Raw genomic sequence first — 21,720 nt, 5'->3', positions numbered from 1 at the left:
CTTTCTCGCTCAACTTGATTTACGTTGGTTTAGCTTGAAGTGGTTTGGCTTAGTACAAGGTTTGCGGTAGTTCAAACGACTCAAGTAGGCCACTGGTAAAGGGATTTACCTTCTTATCCGCTTGCACGCGATAACGCATATGGCCTTGGTCGATAGCAAATTCATAATCAACATAAGCCGCTGTTGTCCCGGTTACCTTGCCTTTGTCTAGCATTCTAAACAGCGCCCATGGCCCTTGTGTTGTCATCGAGCGCGGTGAGCGATCGGCGGCGCCCGGCACTAACGTCACCTTAGTTTGTGCGCCCGCACGTAAAGTATTGGGCCAAACTAAGCCGGTTTGACGTCTTGGGCCGTGGCTGTATTCCACGTATTGGCCATCCACATTCATAATGCTGCGACGTTTATCGGCACTCAATTCCAGTGGTTCAACGGTAAATTCTACGTCTAACGCCCCTTTTTGGTTAAAGTAGGCTTGCTGAATTTGTTTCGCCATATTCACTCTGGCCAAAATATCTGGCCTGATCAGTGCTTGGGTCCCCGTCCAGCCCGGCTCGACGCCTTGTGAGTCTTCTAAAAAGATTTTTAGCTGGCCTTGGTAGAATTGCTCCAAGGTCCCATCGGGTGCAAAAAACGTTACAAAATCATCTAGCTCGGCGTCTTTTTTGGCACTCGGATCAAACGGGTAGCGACCCGCCAATTTATCTTCAAACTCCAGATAAACATCTTGATACCACATGACTTCAAGGTGTTTGATGGCTGCCACCATCATCACCCGCCAACTATCATGGGCCAGTTGTCTGACGGTTTGGTTTAACGGCGCGGGTAAGCCCTCCGCTACGCGCTGTAAGGCATAGATAGGATCGGCATCGGTTAAGCCAATGCGTTTTTGCGTCGCGGCCAAGGCTGCGCGGCCTTGATCGGGCGACAGTTGGATCTCTTTTAAATACTCGTGTAATGCCGCTATCGACTGGTTAACTTCATCTAGGTAAGCGGGTTTATCGCCCTTCGCTTCAAGCATTTCATTTAATGCAATAAAGTCACCTGCGATATCAGAGGCTACCTTATATTGCGCAGAACGTTTTAACGCTTGTTTGGCTACTTCATCATCTGGCATGGCTGGGAACAATTGGGTGTTATCCGATAAGGTAGCTAACACACGATTAAGGGGTTTAGCACTGCTGGTCAGCTCACTTAAGATCATCACGGCGTCATTAATATCTTTGAAGTTTTTAATCCGCACGCCAGCTAATGCCTCATCCCAGCTTGCGATATAGGCTTGTTGGTACAAGTCATGAACCTTGGCTTGCAGCACTTTCTTGTCTTCGTCACTGAAGTTAATGTTATCTCTAAGCCCCAGCACCCAAGTATCAATCAGCGCTAGCTCAGAGATTTCTGTGGTATTAGGTACAAAAAAGCGCTCAAAGCCTTGTTTGGTCAGTAGTCTTGCAATTTCAACTTGCTGCTGTTGATTATCAAATACCAAGTCATATACGGGACCAATGACCGCACGTAAGGCTAATGGGCCGCCTAATTCAACCTCAGCTTGTTTTTGCAAACCACGGAAAATTCGTTGCTCAATCGGCAGCTGCAATAACTCCTTTTGTGCATTAGCAATAAGTTGATCATACGGGGCCAACACAGTTTCTGCATCGGCTATGCCTTCGCTGCGCGCAAGCTGTAAATCCGTGTGTTCAAGCGCGTAGTTTAAGTGGCCCATCAATTGCTCTTGCATATCCCGATTACCGGTAAAGGCTTGCTGCCAGTAAGCGGCAAAGTACGCTTGGATCAACTCGTCTTGACGGCCGCTGTTATCGGTGAGCATGCGTAAGATGCGTAGCTCTGCGAGCTTTTCATCACTGCCTTGGGGTGCTTGCGCAAGTTGTTTGGCTACCCCTGTCATCAGTGAAGGAAGGTAATGGTAAGACAATAATTTTAAATAGGTTTCTTCAACTTCCGGGCCAATCAGATGGCCTTGGTATAAGCCCATGTCCGAAATGTATTTCGGTTTATCACGGAAAAAGCCGTACTCTAAGGTGGCGCTACGGATCAAATTAAGCGGTTCAAGTAAGTTTTTACCGGTTGGGTCAACCGTGTAATCGGCGCGTAATTGGTTAAATTTGGCTACCTTTTGCAGTACCGCATCAGCCGATTGCGAATTTTTTTGGTAATAGTTATACCAAGCAGGCACCAATAAAAACGATGCTAAGCTACAGGCGACAAAACTTAACCCGATTAAGCGGCGTTTTTGTTTTGCCACACGAAAATTATCGCCCGCTAAGCCTGCTTCAGGGTAGATGATTTTACTAAATAGGTTGGGTGTAAAATAGGTTGTTGAATTTTTTGCATTCTGAGCACGATTAATCGACTCATTCATGCCATACCTTGCCGCTGCAGCATCAACAAAAGCGTTTACCGGCACCCCTTGTTGAAACACCGAAGAAAAATAGACCCCGCGCACTAACGCGGATGTTGAGAACTGATCACTGGATAAGGCGTCATGGAAAAATTGCAATAGCACCCGTTTCAGGCCAGCCATTTGTCTGTGTAGGCTGTATATGGCCGCTTTTTCATCGCTATTGCGGCTTTGCATCAGGGCGTTGGGGATCATGGCCGCAAAGCGACGCAAAAACTGCTCGTATTCATGGTCAAACTCTTGTAACCATGAATCAAATTGCGCGACAGAGTCTAACGAAAAGGTGAAACCCAGAACTTCATCACGCTGCTCTTTACTGTATTCACGGAAAAACGGTTCAAAGCCGTGGAGTAAGTCCAACTTAGTTAAGGTGATATAAACAGGTAACCGGGTTGATAGGGTTTCCATTAATTCACGTAATCTGGCGCGGATCAGATAGGCGTAGGCTTTGCGCTCGGCCACATCCGATGAGGCAAGGTGCGCGATATCAAGAGCAATCACCACGCCATTTAGCGGTCTTCTGCTGCGTTTTTGCTCTAGCCAATGAATAAAATGCAGCCATAAATTACGCTCTAGTCCGTCACTGTCGCCCGCTTGCGTGCTTTGTTGCGTAAGCAATTCACCGTCGGGATCAATCAATACGGCCTTATCTCCTATCCACCAATCAAATGAATAGGGATTTTCAGATTGCTCACCGGATGCACGCATCACCGAGCTAAGCACAAAACGTTGTCCCGAGCGGTTAATGAGGCTGGTTTTACCCGCATTTTCCAGACCCAACACTAAATACCAAGGCAAGCTATAAAGATAATTACGACTGTTTAAACTGTGTTTCAAACGCTGTAATACGCCGTTTAGCTCGCGCTCTTGGCGCTCAACAAAGCGCTGAATGGGGTTTTGCTCAAGCAAGGACTCGTGCTGCTGCTGGCGTTGCAGTTTTTGGTATTTTCGCCATTGAAAAATGCCCCAACAAGATAGCGCAATCAATGCCAGCATAGCGCTAGCAATTACGCGGGCTACGGTACCCGATAGTGGATATTCCCCGTCAATTTCTAATCTGGGTCCAAGCCACCAAATGGCGATTTGCAGCAGTGCGAAGATGGCCATTAATAAGCCTGGCACCGACGCCCTAAACAAGCTTTTAAAACGACCTATTATGGAGAAGAAGCTATTCCACATCGACATTATCCCTAAATAATTAAATACCAGCTCACATCCAAATTAAGATGTGTGCTATTGATTTACTTTGTTATTAATTCTTTTCACCAAGCTCGGCTCCCAATTGGGCAAAGTAATCTCAGTGATTTGTTTATGTAATTGTTGGTACTGATCGCGGGCTAACGCACTTAAGCCGTACTTGTCCAATAGATCAGCCGTTAGCAAACGCCAGTAAAACTGCTCTCTGGGTTGTTTGGCCATTTGTAACCCTTGGTTTAGTTGTGCCAGTGCGATTTCTAATCCCGCCTTTTGCGCCGTGCTATCGGCTTGCTGCCAGAGTAATTCCCAGTCTCCGGCACCAGCATCTTGCGCGCCTTGTTGCTCGTTTAACCATTGCTCGCTTGCCTCAGATAAAAAGGGTCTGGCGCAGCTGAAGCTCAATTTTTCAATGCCGGGCAAACGGGCAATAAATCCGGCTAATTCCTCTTTAATCGCATCAGCGCTGGTTGGGTAACCCAGCTTGGTGGCAATTTGCGCACTTAAATAATGACCATCAAACCAATATGGTCGCAGTGCCAAACTCGCTTCTAACTTGCGCCACAGAGCTTTGTCGGGGCCATGATTAATGGCATCTTGAAAATCTCGCGCGGTGTCTTCATCCACGGCGGCCAGTTCGGTTTTACCTTGCTGATCGCCAGCAGGCATAGCGGTGATCGCAAACCATGTGCTATAGCGACGTAAACGTAACCCCTGCGCCATGCCACTGTCACTTTCACACATAAAATCCGCAATTTTTTGCAAGGTTTTTTGGACTTCTCGCTCGTTGCTAGTATCAAAGGCCAACCCTGAACTGCCTGAAGACGTACTCAGTGTGGGTGTTAAACTGGGTCTGCTTGTTCGAGTGACAGCGGGCGTAGTTTGCTCGGCCGAGCTAGCTAATAATGGTTGCAATTTTTGTTGTAACCTAACAGCTTCAACATCGGGCAAACCGTATTTGCCAGCAAGCGCCACCAAGCGCGTTAAATAGCTTTCCGCTTCTGCTTTTTGATCCGGTGACAACTGGGGGGAACTCAGTTGATCAGCGCACACTATGCTGCGCTCCAGCATCATTTGAAACAGCCGTCTACGGGGTAATTTGCCCTTGTCACCCGGCGCAGGAAACGCCTCTAACCAGAACTGTTCGGCAAAATTTACTAACACGCCAATTGACATAACAAGCTTGTCGGCGCGTTTATCTTGTTGTAAGCATTGCAGTAAAAACGACAACAGCTTGATGTCTTTACTGCGCGTGCTGAGCAATTCAACCGCGCTAGACTCCACTTGTGGCCATTGCACGGTTTCATGAGCCAGTGAGCCCACTTTCATCAATTGTTCTTCGATAAATTCGTATTTGGCATCGTCGAGCAAACGCTCGCCGACGGCGCTGTTGTCACTGATTGGCTTGGCAATGGCAGCTACGTAGTCCTGCATGGTTACCACCCGCACGTTTTGCGCATCGGCGCGATGGCTTTAACAAGATCTGCAACATCAAAATGCAGATCATTAACGGCGGCCAAATCACTACTGATAAGCATGGTGCGCCCAGTCAGCATGGTTTTCATCACTTCAATTGCCGGCAAGCCGCGGCCACTGCGGATCATGTACCCTGTTTCATCAAACTGCCATTGTTGTACGTTACGGCGGTTCGCACTTACCGTGACCTGTAATTGGCTGATGTCTTGCGACTCAGGTAAATACAGCTCTACCCGACTGATCTTGTTAACACAACTAAGTAACAACACCGGACGCTCACCATGGGTACCAATCGCGGGTGCACTTAGCCAGTGTTGTGTCAACTGATCGCTTACCCTTTCGCTGGCATAAATAAAGCCATCTTTAGCAACGCCTTGCTGGCTGCGTTGCTGCTCCATTTGTTGCATTTTCGCCCATTGTCCCGGTTTATGAGAGTGTGATAAATCCGCAGCAACAGCCACTGAGGCTTGTTCATTGACTGGCGTTGAGAATGTGCTATCAAAACAGGCTAAACGCTCAAGTCGATTGCCAATCAGTGTACAGGTTTTAGCTTGATTAAGTACGTCGGCCTCAGACGCGTTTGACTGCTCGGCAACGAGCTGACTCGGCCAACTGAGCATCAAACTCAAGCTTATAATCGCAGGGAATGTTAATTTCAATTGCCGATCTCCAACCGTAAACATTTATGGGCTAAGGTTCGCTTGGGCAAACCTAAGCTGTCTGCAGCCCGTGCTCTATCACCATCAAATTCGGCTAATCGGGCCGTGATCAGGTGTTTTTCATAATCCAAAATGGCTTGCTTTAGATCATTCACTTGGGACATGGCGTTGGTATCAATATTGGGCATGCCAGCCACCCCTTGCGCCTGTGTCACTTGATCCATAATTAAGCTATCAAGGGGCAGTTGCTCCACGCTGATCTCAGCCATGGCTTCGGTGTGCGCGCAGGCATAATCTATGATGTTTTTTAGCTCACGTACGTTACCCGGAAACGCATAACGTCTAAGCTCGGTCAGCGCCGAGTAACGTATGCCCGTCACTTGACCTTGATGCTGCAGGTTATAGCGGGCAATTAAATGCTGACAAAGCTGGCCCAGGTCGGCCAAGCGTTCTCTTAACGCCGGACTCAGTAACGGAAACTGATTGATGCGATAGAACAAATCACGGCGAAATAGGCCCTGCTCAACTTGCTGCTGCAAATTGACGTGAGTAGCGCATATCAAACGGAAACTGGCATTTTGCTCTTGGGTTGCCCCCACAGGACGATACTTGCCCGCTTCAAGCACGCGCAATAACTTAGCTTGCAAATTCGCTGGCATGTCGCCAATTTCATCTAAGAACAAACTGCCACCATCGGCTTCTTTCACTAAACCAACCTTGGCTTTAGTGGCACCGGAAAACGCCCCTTGCTCATGTCCAAACAGTTCGCTTTCAAGCAAGTTTTCAGGGATCGCGGCACAGTTTATGGTCACTAAAGGTTTATCTTTACGGTCTGACAATTGATGAATTGCCTGTGCAATTAAGTCTTTACCGGTACCTGTTTCGCCTTGAATCAATACACTTAGACTCAATCTGGACGCGCGACTGATGTTTTTACGCAGGGTAGCCATAACGTCACTATCACCAATGATTTGCTTTTCTAAGCGATGACTTTTGTCATGATCGTCGGCGCGATTTTTCAGAGTTTGTACATCTTTGTTTAACCACTGCTGCTGCACTTGCTGCTGATTTAGTTTGGTCAGTATGACTAACTGGCCAGCCAAAATTTGCACAAACTGCTGTAGCGCATCAGAGTCGGCTAATTGAGCAGAACTAGCAATCAAAACCAATACACCATGTGCACCTTGCCCATCAGCAACAATTGGTTTGATAAGTAAAAACTCATCTTCATTTAACTCGCTACTGAGTTGACCAAATGCCAGATTGTCATACCAATACACACGCTGCATCAAGTCCATGCAAAATGCTTTGTTTTGCCTAATGGCTCGGGTAAAGGGCTGAGAAAAGTCATCCATTTGCCAGCTTAGCGAGCCAGCACCACTTACCGCTTGGCTCGGCCAGCCCATGGCCGCCAAGCTATGTTTATCTGGGCTTAATAAATACATGCCAGCGAGGCGTATCGCCGGCTGTTGCTCAAGGGCGCGACAACAATGCGCCGTGGCCGTAGCCAAACTCATTGAGCCTGTTAACGCGCCCACCGCAGCTAGCCAAGGGACGCCATCGACTACTCCACTTGGCATACAAACTCACCTTCTTCGGCGTACAAGCCAACAAATGATATGGCTTCACCCTGAGCCAACTTATTAAGCAGAATTTGTGACAACGGCGGCAGCAATTGACCATCAATAATGGCTTCAAGCATACGGGCGCCGTTTTCTGAGCGCGTCGCGCGGCGGGTAATTTCTGATACCAACGAATCAGATAGCTCTACTTTTGCCTTGTATCGACTTGCCAAACGCTGTTTTAAACTGGCTAGTTTATGGCCTACTATGTCCGTCAATACGGATTCAGTTAACGGCAAATAAGGCACCACTTCCATTCGAGCCAGTAGCGCAGGTTTAAAAAATGCCGCTAACTCAGGATATAAGTAATGCTGCATGGCCTGATGATCACCAGCATGATCAACGATAGCTTGATAACCTAAGTTAGAAGTTAAAAAGAACACGATATTTTGGCAATCAATCAGACGACCTTCGCCATCCGCCAATTCACCTTTATCGAATGCTTGATAGAATAAGTTCAACACTTCTGGGTGCGCTTTTTCTACCTCATCCAACAGCACAACCGAATAGGGTTTCTTGCGGATCGCCTCGGTTAAAATACCACCCTCACCATAACCCACATAACCCGGCGGTGAGCCAATTAAACGTGATACCGTGTGTTTTTCTTGGTACTCAGACATGTTAATGGTGGTTAAAAATTGCTTGCCGCCATACAACTGCTGGGCAATTTGCAGCACGGTCTCGGTTTTACCCACCCCACTTGGCCCTACCAGTAAGAATGCGCCTTTAGGTCGACCGGCACGACGTAAATCAGCGCGCGCGGTTAAAAGGTGCTTATGGATGGTTTCGATGGCGGGCATTTGTCCTTTCACTTCTTGTGCTAGCAAATCCGGTAAATGGGTGATTTTTTCCAGCTCATCACTATTCATTTGATTAACAGGCACGCCGGTCCAATCAGCAATCACTTCGGCAATTTGCTGCTCGTCCACCCAAGGATGAACCAAGACTTGTTCGGATTGAGCATCCGCTAATTGTGCTTCAATGTGTTGTAACTGCGCCGTTAACGCATCCACATCTGTTGCTTCATCGCCTTGCAACAGCTGCTGGCGAACATCGATTAACTGGGTTACCCATTGGGTTTGGGTTTGCCATGCTTGCTCTAGCTGTTCGCATTGCTGTTGTTTTTCGGCAAAGCTTTGCTCTAGCTCGGCCACCACTTGGGCAACGTCTTTTACCCCTAATTGAAGGTCACGTTGCAACAGTGCAATTTCGGCCTCTAACTCATGGCATTGGGTGGTTAAACGCGCCAGTTGCGCCGGCGGTGAAGACAAGTTGATGGCAATGCGCGCACAGGCCGTATCCAGTACATCGATGGCTTTATCGGGCAATAAGCGGCCTGAAACATAACGCGCTGAAAGCTCTGCCGCCGCCTTTAATGCTTTATCACTGATTAATACCTGATGCGCATTTTCATACAGGGTATGCAGGCCACGTAAAATGCTGATACTGGCCTTGATACTGGGCTCTTCTAATTTCACCAGTTGAAAACGACGTGCTAAGGCTGGGTCTTTCTCAAAATACTTTTTGTATTCTTTCCAAGTTGTCGCGCCGACCGTACGTACCTCGCCGCGGGCAAGCGCTGGCTTTAATAGATTCGCCGCATCACCGCTGCCTTCTTGATTACCTGCACCGATCAAAGTATGCGCTTCATCGATAAATAAAATGATCGGATCGCTGGCGGTTTTAACTTCTTCTAAAATGCCTTTTAGGCGTTTTTCAAATTCACCTTTAACCGCCGCACCCGCTTGCAGCAAACCTAAATCTAACGCCAACAGTTTTACGTTTTGCAACGCGCTAGGTACCTTTTTCGCCGCAATACGCTGGGCTAAACCTTCCACCACGGCGCTTTTACCTACCCCTGCATCGCCCACCACGATGGGGTTGTTTTTACGTCGGCGGCATAAAATGTCAATCATCAGGTCAATTTCGCTATCGCGGCATAACACAGGATCTAACTCACCATTGGCCGCAAGCAAGGTAAAATCTGTGGTGAACTTGTCTAGCATAGATTGTGCTGGAGCTAAGCTTGGCTCTTTGCTGGTTTTAACTTGATCTCTCTCAGGCGCTTCAGATGATGACGCAGTTAACTCACTAAACTGTTGACGTAGAGCTTCACGGTTTACTTGGTTAAAGTGATTGACCAAATCTAACGGCAAATAGCGCTCAGCATTCATTAAACATGCAATGAATATGGCGCCTGAGCGCAGCTGGGTTTGGCCAAGCTCGGTGGTGGATAACAGCCATGCATCTTGCAGTAATTCAACCAGTAATGGAGAAAAAACCGGATAGGTGTCATGGTTATCACCTTGAGGTAATAAACGCGCCAACTGCTGTAAAAACAGCTCGTGATCTTGCTGTAAATGGCCCAGCAATTGGCGACAATCACACAAAGGGCTTTCGGTTAAGGTGTGTAAAAAATGCAGTACGGTCACGTCGCGATTTTCACGGCTCACACTTAAGGCTGCCGCTTGCTCTAAGGCTTGGTGCGCAACAGGCGATAATTTTTCGACTAACTTAGTGAGGTCAATTCTCATCGTTCGTTTCCTTACTTTAGGATCTGGTGCAACTGTTCAATAACCGCTGCTGACTTACTGTGTAGATTGATAGACATAGCGATAAACAGCCCTAGCAGGCCTAAGCCAAATCCACTAAATACGGTCCAAAGTGGCAGCTGGCGACTTAATCGATACTGAGTATTGGCAACATGATCGGTCGCTTGCGTTAAATGCTTACTTGGCTCAATTTTGTATTGCTTTAGTAAGTCATACAGCTCAGCCACAATTTGTTTGTATTCCTCTTGACCATTGGCCATGACCTTGTAACGGCCTTCAAAACCTAAGTTGAAGCAAAGGAAAATAAACTCGAGCAAATCTAAATAACGTACTGGCTCATTTTCTAATCTCGCTAAGATTGAAAAGACCTTTTCACCGCCCCAGGTTTCATTATGAAACCGTGTCAGTAATGAATGTTCTGCCCATTCACTGTGACTGCCCCATTCTGTCCCCATCACCGCTTCATCGATAAAACTACACAGCACATAACGATAAGCAATGATCAGGGCTTGCTCGTAGCCACGCTCTTTAAGCTCAATTTCAATGGCCGCAATCTCGCTGACAGTCTGCTGATATAAAGCTGAAATATCTTCCATCCAATCCAGCTTACGCACTCTGATCACCATGCCAAACAAAGGCAATGAAGCATCTATCAAGGCATTAAGACTGTTACCGCGTAGCTGAAAATGGTAATCCATGTCTAAATTAATTTGTTTGGCTTGCTGAAACAGCAAGCGCTCTACATCATGGTTGCTGGCTTGCTTAAATTCTTTATCTAGCATGACTAATTCCTTAATGCCCAAAATTGCATTTCTAGCTCAGGGAAGTTGCCTGCTACGTGGAAAGCAAAACCACTGGCACCATTTAGGGCATTCCAACTTGGACTTGACTTATCGAGTTGGTAATAGATAAACCCGCTATGATAAGGCAGCTGCCTCGGGGCAACCGGCAGTGGCAGTAATGGCACCCCAGGTAATTGTAATGAGATTAACTCGCGGATTTTCTCGGTGGACGAGATCTTGGTTTGTTGCACAAACAGTTTACGCAGTTGATCTAACGGCATGCGCGCTTTAACCGCGAGAATGAAGTCGGCTTGTTGTGGCAATTGGCTGTCTGACATTGACGCAACCATTAAGCCGTATTGACGTTTTTGCAATTGCAGCGACACTGCTTTTGGCTCAAGTACGATGCTCAGTGATTGTCTTAACGCATGGACTAATTCGTTAAGCGCCGCTGTTGGGTAATCATGGTTATAGGGTGGAATGACTGGGGCTAAGCGGCTGTCATCGGTGAAGGTGAATAACTCACCCGCCAAGGATGCCAACGCTTCATAAACACGCTCTGGATGAATCGAGCGCATTTGCGATAAATGTTTTAATCTTGGCCCTTCGCGGTTCAGTAGTTGCAATAACATAAAGTCGGCTACATCGGCGACCGCACCTTGGCTTGGTGAGCCTAAACGTTTGGCAATGTTACGGGCACGCTCAAACATTAGCCCCGCGGTTTCACTTAAAAACTGATGTAATCTGCCCACTACATTGCTGTTTTGATGGCAGGGTATAAAATCAGTGTCCATTAATAAGCTGCCATCGGGACGCTTTTGTAAAATGCGAGCCACCGGCATGGCGGCATAACCGCTGCGATCTTCATGCTCCAGCATTAATTTGAGCTGAACCTTAGCCACATCCATCTCGGTAAAATCGCCAGTTGTGCTATGAATGTCCTTTACCGAATGCTTCTCGGCACGATATCTGTGGGTTAGCTTATCATCAGGCCAAGTAACCTCATTCACCCCTTGGCTGCGCAGCGGAATAGCCAGATAGAGAATTTGATTACTGGCGTGCTCACCTTCGATATCTAAGGGATCAGGATTAAGATCTTCATTAGGAATATTGAAAACCGTGCCATCAGGCATCACACCCGCCGCTTGAGAAATGGCAATACGGCCAAAACTTAAATACTCCGGGTTTAGCTCAAATGCATTGATACCATAGGCATAGGGGTTAAGAGATATCAGCCTTTGGTTTAGCAGGTATTCGCCGTGACGCTGGTGTTGCTGAAAATGCTGTGGCTTAATAAATAAGCCTTCCTTCCAAATCACCCTGTTTCTTAAAGACATAATATTTACTCTACTCGTTGTAACTTAACGTCAAATTCACGCAGCTGGACCAAAATATGAAAGTCTGTATTTCGCCCGGTCAGCTTTTCAATTTTTTTCCATTGGACCTTTTCTGGATCCGTGTACATGGCCATTACTGCGATGTACAAGGTGTCCTCATCTAGCTCAAATGCTTCAATAAATTTAAATTGGCCGGGATTAAGAGCGTAATCATCATGGTCGATATAGTTTTTCGCTAAGGCTGCCTCTGGATCCGCAATCAGCGAGTCGTAGTCAGCGGCAAGAAACTTTGAATCGTCCTTTAACTGAAATATCTGAAATGCGACCGGCGTTGAATCACCACTTAAATTCGGATTCAGTAGTTCATCGGCAACTAAACTTAATGTCATGGTCGCGGGTCTTTGCTCTGGCTCCCCTATCGCAATGGAAGGATCCCAAATTACCTGCCCGGTTTTTTTGACGACGTTATAGACGGAACTACACCCAACTAACTGCAGCAATAGCAACGCAAACAGCGTCCAGCGCAGTTTCATTAGCCTTGCTCCTGCTGTAATTCACGTAGCTTTTGGTCATAAGCCTGTTCAAATATTTCCCAAAACAGCTTCTCAAAACCTTGCTGACGCCCCGACGATAACTCATCAAAATAGGCGCGATACATGTTCCAAGCCCAAGCTTCATCTTGCTGGCCTTGTGCCTGCTCTGCGGTGCGATAGTGTTTGAAGCGGTTAAATAAATTATCAGGGGAAAATGACGTGAGAATATGATTTAACGCATAAGAGATCGCATGTTGTACCGCTTGCTGGTGGTATTGAACCACCTTTAAGCTCTCAGCTATCGCTGAAGGCGCACTTAAGTGAACTGGGCTTTTGTTTACACCAAACATAATGTCTACGGTTTGCTCAAAGTTCAGACCTAGACGAAGTGGGTTGTCTTCAATCGGTTGAAGGTTTTTTTCCGATACGCCGTAGCGCTGGCGATCAACATTTTGGTGTAACGCTAGTAAGCCTTGAATGGTGGCGCGCATGGCGCGGCCTAATTCTTCGCCTAAATTCTGCAACTGACCACTGTTAAGCCCGGTTTGCAAAGGGACCGCAAGACCTCTTAAAACAGGGCCAACAGCAATATGCTGTTCACTTGATAACGGGGCATGTTGGTCTTCGGTGTAGTCATAATCTGGGTGTGCTTGCGTCACGTTTAAATCCTCATTGTACGTATGCAATTCTGTGTTAAAGGCGGCGTTTACTGTATTGTTGGCATCGGCATGTACCATTTGCTCTGATGCAATTGGCGCTTGTTGCCAATCTAAAATAGGTTCAACAGGCACATCGACATTGGATGTTGGGTTGATTAAGCAAGCAGGCGGTTCAGCACCCCATTTATTTTCCAGTTCATCAAGGGCTAGAAGTGGATCATATTGCGCATTACGCTCCGGACTGACTTGCTTATCCTCTTGTTTTGACGTAGCTTTTTCTGATGATATTAGCTGATCAATTTCGGGATGATTAAATTCATCCATATCATTGAGTGATTGTTGAAAGTTGACTCGCAACTGGTAATCACCAATTTTGATTTCATCATTATCGTGTAATTGCACCCACTGTTGACGCCCCACAGGAAATGAGGCGCCATTCATAAACGTCAGGCCTGCCATATCTTGTAAACAAAAGCCACCATCACGAAACCCAATTTGGCAATGCAGCGGCGCAATTTGTTTTTGGTTATCGGTTAATAACCAATCGGCACTGTGATCAGAACCAATTCCCCCCCCAAGACGATCAAAAAGATAGCTTGCTGCTAGTCCGGGATTAAGCTTATCGGCGTTGATTACCGTGAATTCAATATGTTCTTTTACTTCGTTCATCGTATTTCCTAAATCAGGCTCTCACTTGGATAACTACTTTTCTCGCTGGATCCACCTTGCCTAAGAAGGCACTCCAACCTAGCTGTGCGGGCTGAGTTTGATTAAGCTGCAGAGGGTTGATTTGATCCTCTGCGAGTTGCAGTTCCAGTTCCCATGCTAATTGCTCGCGCAGCACAAACTCCAATAACTTGCACAAGGGTTGGTATTCAATTCCACTGGGTAAGAAATCTTTGAATCGCTGCTGGGTTAAGTCACTGATCACCAGCCTAAATTTTCCTGACCTGTCTTCAACCGCATCCCCTATCACACTGTCAATGCCCAGCGCATTACCCTGTGCACCTAAGCTACATTTTTGATTATCAGCAATAGATACGTAGCGTTTTTGCCAAGGCTTAACTTGAACATGGGCGAGGTCAAAACAATGACCGACGATACCTGAGACCACTTGAGGTGAGCGATTCTTACCCGCCAACATGCCCGAATACGCCAACATCTTGCACCAGTTAATCGGCGTTTCCCCGCGCATAGAGTCGCTAGCCAACCCAACTAAGGAAAATAATTGTGCCGAGAATTTGTCTTTGGCATCCGCTTCAAATTGAATGTAATAGCGATATTTACGCCATGCTAGATGCAACAGTTCGGTTAATCGGTGATTGAAAAAATCGAAAAACTTATGCTTGATGCCATCTTCGCTTTCGCAAGCTAGCTCATCCAAGTAATAATTTGGCAGCGGCGACTGTGAGCCGTTTAAGCCTAAGAAACGGGTCACCAAGTTATATCGAGCTGGCTGCCCAGCTAATTTCTCTAAACCGGCAATGTCACTTCGCGCAAAACTTAGGCTTTTGTCGGCGGCATAAAACAAAGCAAAGTCTTGATCATTTTGTAGTTGCTTTAATAACTCAACCAATTGAAAAAAGTTGTACTGACTTGCGTCATCAAGCAATCGCTCTAGCCCACTTATATCAGTGGCTGCTGTCCCTTGCGTGCACTCCATTGATACTGCTCACTATTTTTTTCATTGATAACTTCCAACTCATGGTAAGAGTTGATACTGGCATAGAGAGAAAAAAACCGGCTCAATAGGGAGCCAAATAAGTACAGGTCACCTTCGGTAGCAAAGCAGTCTTGGTCTAACCACAACCGACTCTTTAAGCCCCGCACAGGCACGCCCTTATAAAGTCTATCCGTGGGAACAGTTTCTATTTTGACGATGCCATCGAGACGTTTTCGAGCGACTTTTTCAGCTTGGCGATCCACCAAAGCCTTAAAGTCATAGGCACGTAATACTGCTTGCAGTGCATCTTTAGATAACAAAGACAAGTAGTTAAGAGACAGGTTTGAAATCAAGGTCCAGAGTAAACTGCCATCCAAAACAGGACGTAAGCTAGACGTAGGAACGGTGATATTTTTAAATGTCACAAAGGCGGGTGTGCTGCCAGTTTCCAGACAAATATCACCGATTCCCAGCTCAACCGGCAATTGACGATTAGTACAGGTTAAGTCTATCGAGATGGTTTCACTTGCCACAAAGCTGAGGGTTTCATCATCACGAACAAAGGCGATATCATTTTCAAAGCCATCATTGCGAATGCTGTTCTTAACCCGGGTTCGATAATATAAAGCTTGGCGGTTTCTGACCCGCTCTATTTCATGCTGAAAGCTTTCAAATGCGTGATAAATTCTTGGTTTACCACGTAAACGTCCATCGTTGTCTAATTGCCAACCTTGTACTTTATCAACCGAGAACACTTCAAAGTGAGAGGGATAGCGACTCGATGGCCTGATCTTATATTGGCTAGACTTGCCGTTGAGATCGATTGGATCAGCGGCATGACTAAACAGATTAATAGCGGGAGTACAATGTAATTGAAAATCATCAAGGATGAGATTTATATCTGCCGGCAGCACCTTGTTAAAGCTAATACGAATACTCAATTGTTCGCGTGCAACTGGGGGTAATGCCGCTTGTAGACCGTTAATATCAAAAAAATAAAACGCCTGAGAAAAACTCAGGTATTCCTGCAAAATCCGATAGCCCTCATGGGCATTGGCTGGGTAAGGTAAAATCGCATCTTCCGGCTCAAATCCCACCATGGCAACCGGACTTTGACCCAGTGCAAAATAATGGCCGTCGATACCGACCTCTATGGTTTCAAGATATTGATTTAACCAAAGATATAAGGTTTGCGCATTATAAGTACTGCCACCTAAATAAAAGCGTAAACTATTTAGATTTAATGCATTTAAAGGTTGTTTGCTAAGTATATCGAGGCTTAATTCAATAATACTCATATCGCGTGAGTGTGAAACGTGTAACTCTCTGGTTTCAATAGGATAAACCGTGACATCACGACAACTACTAAACCGGCAGTGAGTATCTTGAACAGGGATACTCTTCATCTCTGTGCCTCGTGGCACACATTGACCTTGGTCGATGGATTTATCTTTTGCCGAAAATTGCATAATGGTCATCGATGGTACTGGCCGTAAATAGTTTGGCCAGAGCATGTTGATCATCGAATGAGTTAACTCGGGGAACTCGTCTTCAATTTTTTCACGTACCTTGCCAGTTAAAAAAGCAAAGCCTTCAAGCAAACGCGCGACATCAGGATCAACAACTTTACCATCAAGGTACTGAGTTAGCTGCGGATGTACCTGAGCGAACTCCTTCCCTTGTTGAGTCAAGAAGTCTAACTCTTCGCGATAATACTTGTTTACTGACATACTACTGCATTGCCTTGTATCTGCGGTTACCGTCGAGAATAAATCCCAATTTGATTTGACTTTGTTGGTCTCTCAAATTGAGTGTGCCGGTTAAATGAAAAGACAACATCAACGGATCATTTGGCTGTCTTTCAATGGCCACGTCCAACTGATGGATACGCGGCTCATACTCGGCAATTAATTTTTTGATTGCTAATTTAATACGCAAGTTAAGATCGCGTGAGCCGGCGGTGGCATCATTAAAATCGATTAACCCAAGATCAGGGGCACTTTGTGAGTGCCCGCGACGTGCATTAAATAGATTCAAAACATTAGCCTGTATCGAAGCGACCACATCGGCTAAATCAGGCGCCGACCAATGACTGGCGGTTGGCGCTTGATCGGACAGGCGCTGGAAAAAACCAACCTTAAATGCCTGTCCCGTTTCTTCATCATATATTGACATGGTTAGGCTTTATCCAAGCGGCCTACCAGTGACAGCTCAAAGTTTGCGCCCATGTATTTAAAGTGAGGACGCACGGCTAATCCCACTTGATACCAGCCTGGCTCCCCTTCTACTTCGCTTACCTCTACCTTAGCGGCGCGCAGTGGGCGACGGCTACGAACCTCTGCCGGCGGGTTCTCCTGATCAGCAACGTACTGGCGCACCCAAGTGTTCAACTCACGCTCAAGATCACCGCGCTCTTTCCAAGCACCAATTTGCTCACGTTGAAGCACTTTAATGTAATGCGCCAAACGGTTAATGATCATCATGTAAGGAATTTGAGTGCCTAACTTATAGTTAGTTTCTGCCTCTTTACCTTCTTTGGTATTTGGGAATATCTTTGGTTTTTGGATAGAGTTGGCCGAGAAAAACGCCGCGTTATCCGAGCCTTTACGCATAGTTAAAGAGATAAAGCCTTCTTCTGAAAGTTCAAACTCTTTACGATCCGTAATTAATACTTCGGTTGGGATCTTAGTTTGCAATTGTCCCATCGACTCAAAATTATGAACCGGTAAATCCGTTACCGCACCACCACTTTGTGGGCCAACAATATTTGGACACCAGCGATATTTAGCAAAGCTATCAGTTAAACGGCTAGCAAATGCAAACGCAGTATTACCCCATAAATAATCCTCATGGGCCTTGCTCACATCTTCTTTGTAGCCAAAGCTGCGTACTGGGTTGTCTTCAGGATCATACGGGGTACGAAGTAGAAAACGTGATGCCGTTAGACCTATGTAGCGCGAATCTTCTGATTCTCTTAAACCACGCCATTTAGTGTATTTCGGGCTTTCAAAGGTGGCTTTTAAATCCTTTTGATTTGGCAATTCTTCATAAGATTCAATACCAAAGAAGCTAGGCGCTACCGATGAAATAAATGGGGCGTGGGCCATCGCGCCAACCGCACCTATGTATTGCAATAGCTTCATGTCCGCACTTGATGGCGTAAACGCAAAATTACCTATCATAGCGCCCACGGGCTCACCACCAAACTGACCATAGCCTGAAGAATATATGTGTTTATATAATCCAGATTGAGCAATTTCCGGTGAATACTCAAAGTCGTCTAATAAATCGGCTTTAGTCGCATTTAAGATCTCTATCTTATTGTTTTCACGAAAATCAGTCTTATCTACTAAAAGCTTAAGACCACGCCATGCCGATTCCATTTGTTGGAATGCTTCATGGTGTAAAATCTCATCCATTTGACTGCTAATTTTTTTATCTAACTCAACAATCATTTGATCAACAACGTGTTTGTTGACAGCTTCTTGGGTATCAGAGCCCAATAATTGACTAATAAAGGATGCAACACCTTTCTTGGCTAAATCATAACCTTCGTCATCCGGCGTGATGCGGGTTTGTTGCATTACCTGATCAAGTAAACTGGTGGTGGCAATAGCAATCGGTTTTTCTGCTACGGCTTCTTGTCCTGACATGTTAATTCCTTTAGCTATGATTAAGATTCAGAGCGGCTAAGCTCAAGCTCTTTTAGAAGTTGATCGCGAGACTCTTGTGAAGACAACAAGGTCTCAAGGCTATTGCGAAACTGGGGGACGTTACCAAGCGGTCCTTTGAGGGCCACTAAGGCTTCACGCAGTTCAACCAATTTACTCAATTCAGGAACTTGTTTAGCCACACTGTCAGGAGTGAAATCTTTAAGCTCGTTGAACGTTAATTTCACCGCTAGCATATCGTCATCATTGTCAGACAATTTATTTTTTACTGACGCATCAATAGCAAGCTGACTTTCGCGCATCACAGCTTCAAAGTTGCCTTTGTCTACTGTGATTGTTTGCCTGTCTTCAATCGGTGTATCTTCTGCTACCCCTTTAAAATCACCGAGTACAACTAGCTTTAGTGGCAGCTCTACCTCTGCCTGAGAATCCCCCGTTGACGGGACATATTTAATATTAATGCGTTCTTTTGGCGCGACTGTTCCATCTTTAGACATAAGCGAGCCTATTCCTTATCTTGGTTAAAGTAATGTGAGAGAGCGTCTTGGCAAAGTGTCATCTGTGCGAATGATGAACGTATGTTTACTACCATTGCAGAGCATAGATAATTGAAATATTCGCTCTTTCCGATAGCTAATGTTTTAATTGTTAGTAAAAATAATTTGAACGCATAAAACCACTTATTACCATTTTATGTCAATAAAAAATTGATTTTTTTATTAGGTGGGTGGGTATATTTTGATCTGGCTCTAGTTAGCACTCATCAAGTATTTACCAACTTAATGCACCTTGTTGCATATACTTTTGGCATTAATAAACAACAACTTATAAATCCAAATCTATCATGATACTATTTATGTAAACAATCACTCGAAATAATGAGTTTATTTTAGACATCACCTTTCATTGATATTATTAGATATATCGCCAATTTTATTGACTTATGCAACATTAGTGGCTAGCATGCCAAAAATATCAATTTAGAGTCATCTTGCAACTGCCTCTCACCTGTTTCCGCAAGAGCTGTCATTAACCGCATTTAAACCTAACTCGATAACGCCACAATCACAGGAAGGAAGGCATCATGGCCGACAACACAGGACTACAATTTACCCTTGTTTGTGAAAACTTGCCGCCAGATACCTTCGTCGTGACAGCTTTTAGTGGCAACGAGGCATTAGGCGCGCCGTTTAATTTTAACATCCAACTTGCCAGTCGCCGTGATGACATTACCCCAGCCGAACTAGTCGATGACAATGCCACCCTTACTTGGTGGCAAGATGGTCAGCCGACCCGCTTTGTTCATGGCGTGATCAGTGCCTTTACTCAAAAAGACACCGGCCATCATCACACGCTTTATCAGTTAAGCTTAACGGCTGCCGCGCAGCGCCTAACATTACGCCAGAATTCGCGTATATTTCAGCAACTCACCGTGCCTGAAATCATCAGTATCATACTTCAAGAAATGGGGATAACGGATTATGCCTTTGCCAATAAACACCCCTGCCAGCCTCGTGAATACTGTGTGCAATACCGCGAGACCGATTTAGCCTTTATCCAACGATTAGCCGCCGAAGAAGGCTTTATTTATTACTTTATTCATAACCAAGACAAGCATGAGATGGTGTTTGCCGATGATGGTCAAGGGCTAATACCCTTGACTGAAGCGCTAACGTATAATGCCATGGCGAGCGGATATCAACCTGTCCCCTATATCCGTGATTTTGCCCTGCAAAGCACCATCGCCAGCGCCAAGGTGCAGTTACAAGATTATAGCTTCAAACAACCAGCCTATTCGTTTTTGCAAAACCAGCAAGGCCAAGGCATTGAATTTCAGCGTGATGATTATGAGCATTATGATTACCCCGGGCGCTATAAAGACGACGCCAGCGGTGAAAAATTCACCCGTGTGCGCCAGCATTTTCTTAATCGAAGCAGCGTGACCGCTAGCGCCCAAAGTAATCAGCCCAAATTATTTGCCGGTGCTAAATTTACGCTAAGTGAACACCTCAACCCCGAGTTTAATGCCAATTGGCAAGTGGTTAAAATCAAGCATGTTGGCGAGCAGCCTCAAGCCCTTGAAGAGCACGGCGGCACAGGCCAAACCCGCTATCATAACACCCTTACACTGTTGCCCGAGCAGCGCCAATGGCAGCTAGACCTACAAACCAAGCCCACGGTAGACGGGCCGCAAATCGCCACCGTCACCGGCCCCCAAGGCGAAGAAATATTTTGTGACGAGCATGGTCGCGTTAAGGTGCAATTTCCATGGGATCGTTACTCCAACAACGACGAAAATGCCAGCTGCTGGGTACGCGTGGCCCAAGGCTGGGCCGGTAGCCAATATGGTGCCATGGCGATTCCGCGCATTGGTCATGAAGTGATTGTCAGCTTTTTAGAAGGCGACCCCGACCAACCCATCATCACAGGTCGCACTTATCATGCTACCAACAAAGTGCCCTATACCCTGCCCGAGCATAAAACCCGCACCGTTATTCGCACCGAAACCCACAAGGGCGACGGCTACAACGAGCTGCGCTTTGAAGACGAAGTGGGCCAAGAAGAAATTTATCTGCACGCGCAAAAAGACTTCAATAGCTTGATTGAAAACGATCAAGCCGAGCAAATCAAACGTGACCGCCACAGCGAAGTCGACCGCGACAGCTTTAAGCTAATCAAAGGCAACCAGCATCATACGGTGGATGGCGAAAGCCGCTTACACACCCAAGGTGAACAAAGCCTCGTCATCAACGGCAGCTTACATATCAAAGCCGGCCAAGCTTGGCTGTCTGACACAGGTAACGAGTTACACATTAAAGCCGGCTCAAAAGTGGTATTAGAAGCCGGCGCAGAAATAACCGTCAAAGCCGGCAGCAGTTTTATCAAAGTCGATCCCGCTGGTGTGCATATTAAAGGGCCCAATGTAAATTTGAATTCGGGGGGCAGCAAAAGTAGTGGCAGTGGTTATGGCGGCAAGGTGGCAAAGCTACCGGGTGATGTAGAGCAAGCCAATAACCTAGCGCCTCATGCCAATATCAGTAAACCACGTTTACTTGCCATCATCGAAGCCAATGTGCCGATTGCCCAACTTTGCCAAAAACAAACCGACGGCTCTTGCCCACTGACTGACTGCCCCTGTCGACCTCAATAGGATGTGAT

At 46.1% G+C, this 21,720-nt stretch carries 15 protein-coding genes; 1 reads left to right on the top strand and 14 read right to left on the bottom strand.

Going from position 1 to position 21,720, the window contains the following annotated elements:
- Positions 1-49: 49 nt before the first annotated feature.
- The 14 genes from tssM to tssB are packed head-to-tail and all read right to left on the bottom strand — an operon-like array spanning position 50 to position 19,058.
- Positions 50-3,592: a type VI secretion system membrane subunit TssM gene (tssM, locus tag ACK8OT_RS03390; RefSeq protein ID WP_410195104.1), complete on the bottom strand. Its 3,543-nt coding sequence runs from the start codon at positions 3,590-3,592 to the stop codon at positions 50-52.
- A gap of 54 nt (positions 3,593-3,646) precedes the next feature.
- Complete coding sequence (gene tssA / locus ACK8OT_RS03385) at positions 3,647-5,041, bottom strand: type VI secretion system protein TssA (protein WP_410195103.1); 1,395 nt, start codon at positions 5,039-5,041, stop codon at positions 3,647-3,649.
- Positions 5,042-5,043: 2 nt separating this feature from the next.
- Positions 5,044-5,742 (bottom strand): type VI secretion system-associated protein VasI, encoded by a 699-nt coding sequence (gene vasI / locus ACK8OT_RS03380; RefSeq protein WP_410195102.1) that lies wholly within the window; start codon positions 5,740-5,742, stop codon positions 5,044-5,046.
- Positions 5,739-7,322, bottom strand: a complete 1,584-nt coding sequence (locus ACK8OT_RS03375) for a sigma-54 interaction domain-containing protein (protein ID WP_410195101.1) — start codon at positions 7,320-7,322, stop codon at positions 5,739-5,741. Before ACK8OT_RS03375 ends, vasI begins: the two co-directional genes overlap by 4 nt.
- Positions 7,307-9,898 (bottom strand): type VI secretion system ATPase TssH, encoded by a 2,592-nt coding sequence (gene tssH / locus ACK8OT_RS03370; RefSeq protein WP_410195100.1) that lies wholly within the window; start codon positions 9,896-9,898, stop codon positions 7,307-7,309. The genes ACK8OT_RS03375 and tssH overlap by 16 nt, the downstream gene beginning before the upstream one ends.
- 11 nt (positions 9,899-9,909) lie before the next feature.
- Complete coding sequence (gene icmH, locus ACK8OT_RS03365) at positions 9,910-10,698, bottom strand: type IVB secretion system protein IcmH/DotU (protein WP_410195099.1); 789 nt, start codon at positions 10,696-10,698, stop codon at positions 9,910-9,912.
- Between the two features lie 2 nt (positions 10,699-10,700).
- Entirely contained in the window at positions 10,701-12,035 is a 1,335-nt protein-coding gene (gene tssK / locus ACK8OT_RS03360; RefSeq protein ID WP_410195098.1) for a type VI secretion system baseplate subunit TssK, read from the bottom strand.
- 5 nt (positions 12,036-12,040) lie between these two features.
- Entirely contained in the window at positions 12,041-12,568 is a 528-nt protein-coding gene (tssJ, locus tag ACK8OT_RS03355) for a type VI secretion system lipoprotein TssJ (RefSeq protein ID WP_410195097.1), read from the bottom strand.
- Positions 12,568-13,896, bottom strand: a complete 1,329-nt coding sequence (gene tagH / locus ACK8OT_RS03350; RefSeq protein WP_410195096.1) for a type VI secretion system-associated FHA domain protein TagH — start codon at positions 13,894-13,896, stop codon at positions 12,568-12,570. The genes tssJ and tagH overlap by 1 nt, the downstream gene beginning before the upstream one ends.
- Positions 13,897-13,909: 13 nt before the next feature.
- Positions 13,910-14,890 carry a type VI secretion system baseplate subunit TssG gene (gene tssG / locus ACK8OT_RS03345; protein WP_410195095.1) on the bottom strand — a complete coding sequence of 327 codons (981 nt, stop codon included), beginning with the start codon at positions 14,888-14,890 and terminating at the stop codon, positions 13,910-13,912.
- A complete protein-coding gene (tssF, locus tag ACK8OT_RS03340; RefSeq protein WP_410195094.1) occupies positions 14,854-16,620 on the bottom strand; it encodes a type VI secretion system baseplate subunit TssF in 1,767 nt (588 codons plus the stop codon). Before tssF ends, tssG begins: the two co-directional genes overlap by 37 nt.
- Before the next feature lies 1 nt (position 16,621).
- Positions 16,622-17,065 carry a type VI secretion system baseplate subunit TssE gene (gene tssE / locus ACK8OT_RS03335; RefSeq protein ID WP_410195093.1) on the bottom strand — a complete coding sequence of 148 codons (444 nt, stop codon included), beginning with the start codon at positions 17,063-17,065 and terminating at the stop codon, positions 16,622-16,624.
- A gap of 2 nt (positions 17,066-17,067) precedes the next feature.
- A complete protein-coding gene (gene tssC, locus ACK8OT_RS03330; protein ID WP_410195092.1) occupies positions 17,068-18,543 on the bottom strand; it encodes a type VI secretion system contractile sheath large subunit in 1,476 nt (491 codons plus the stop codon).
- A 20-nt stretch (positions 18,544-18,563) separates the two neighbouring features.
- Positions 18,564-19,058: a type VI secretion system contractile sheath small subunit gene (gene tssB / locus ACK8OT_RS03325; RefSeq protein WP_410195091.1), complete on the bottom strand. Its 495-nt coding sequence runs from the start codon at positions 19,056-19,058 to the stop codon at positions 18,564-18,566.
- 587 nt (positions 19,059-19,645) lie between these two features.
- Between tssB and ACK8OT_RS03320 the strand changes: the two genes are divergently transcribed.
- On the top strand, positions 19,646-21,712 hold the full coding sequence (locus ACK8OT_RS03320) for a type VI secretion system Vgr family protein (RefSeq protein ID WP_410195090.1): 2,067 nt from the start codon (positions 19,646-19,648) through the stop codon (positions 21,710-21,712).
- Positions 21,713-21,720 lie beyond the last annotated feature (8 nt).

The sequence above is a fragment of the Motilimonas thetidivivens genome (genome assembly GCF_046452435.1).
In the GTDB taxonomy this organism is placed as follows: Bacteria; Pseudomonadota; Gammaproteobacteria; order Enterobacterales; family CBDFNC01; genus Motilimonas.
This window is presented reverse-complemented; position numbering and strand designations above follow the sequence as displayed.

Bases quoted from the DNA above. Each gene is read 5' to 3' on its own strand.
- tssM (WP_410195104.1), bottom strand. From the start codon at position 3,592: ATGTGGAATAGCTTCTTCTCCATAATAGGTCGTTTTAAAAGCTTGTTT.
- tssA (WP_410195103.1), bottom strand. From the start codon at position 5,041: ATGCAGGACTACGTAGCTGCCATTGCCAAGCCAATCAGTGACAACAGC.
- ACK8OT_RS03375 (WP_410195101.1), bottom strand. From the start codon at position 7,322: ATGCCAAGTGGAGTAGTCGATGGCGTCCCTTGGCTAGCTGCGGTGGGC.
- tssH (WP_410195100.1), bottom strand. From the start codon at position 9,898: ATGAGAATTGACCTCACTAAGTTAGTCGAAAAATTATCGCCTGTTGCG.
- icmH (WP_410195099.1), bottom strand. From the start codon at position 10,698: ATGCTAGATAAAGAATTTAAGCAAGCCAGCAACCATGATGTAGAGCGC.
- tssK (WP_410195098.1), bottom strand. From the start codon at position 12,035: ATGTCTTTAAGAAACAGGGTGATTTGGAAGGAAGGCTTATTTATTAAG.
- tssJ (WP_410195097.1), bottom strand. From the start codon at position 12,568: ATGAAACTGCGCTGGACGCTGTTTGCGTTGCTATTGCTGCAGTTAGTT.
- tagH (WP_410195096.1), bottom strand. From the start codon at position 13,896: ATGAACGAAGTAAAAGAACATATTGAATTCACGGTAATCAACGCCGAT.
- tssG (WP_410195095.1), bottom strand. From the start codon at position 14,890: ATGGAGTGCACGCAAGGGACAGCAGCCACTGATATAAGTGGGCTAGAG.
- tssF (WP_410195094.1), bottom strand. From the start codon at position 16,620: ATGTCAGTAAACAAGTATTATCGCGAAGAGTTAGACTTCTTGACTCAA.
- tssE (WP_410195093.1), bottom strand. From the start codon at position 17,065: ATGTCAATATATGATGAAGAAACGGGACAGGCATTTAAGGTTGGTTTT.
- tssC (WP_410195092.1), bottom strand. From the start codon at position 18,543: ATGTCAGGACAAGAAGCCGTAGCAGAAAAACCGATTGCTATTGCCACC.
- tssB (WP_410195091.1), bottom strand. From the start codon at position 19,058: ATGTCTAAAGATGGAACAGTCGCGCCAAAAGAACGCATTAATATTAAA.
- ACK8OT_RS03320 (WP_410195090.1), top strand. From the start codon at position 19,646: ATGGCCGACAACACAGGACTACAATTTACCCTTGTTTGTGAAAACTTG.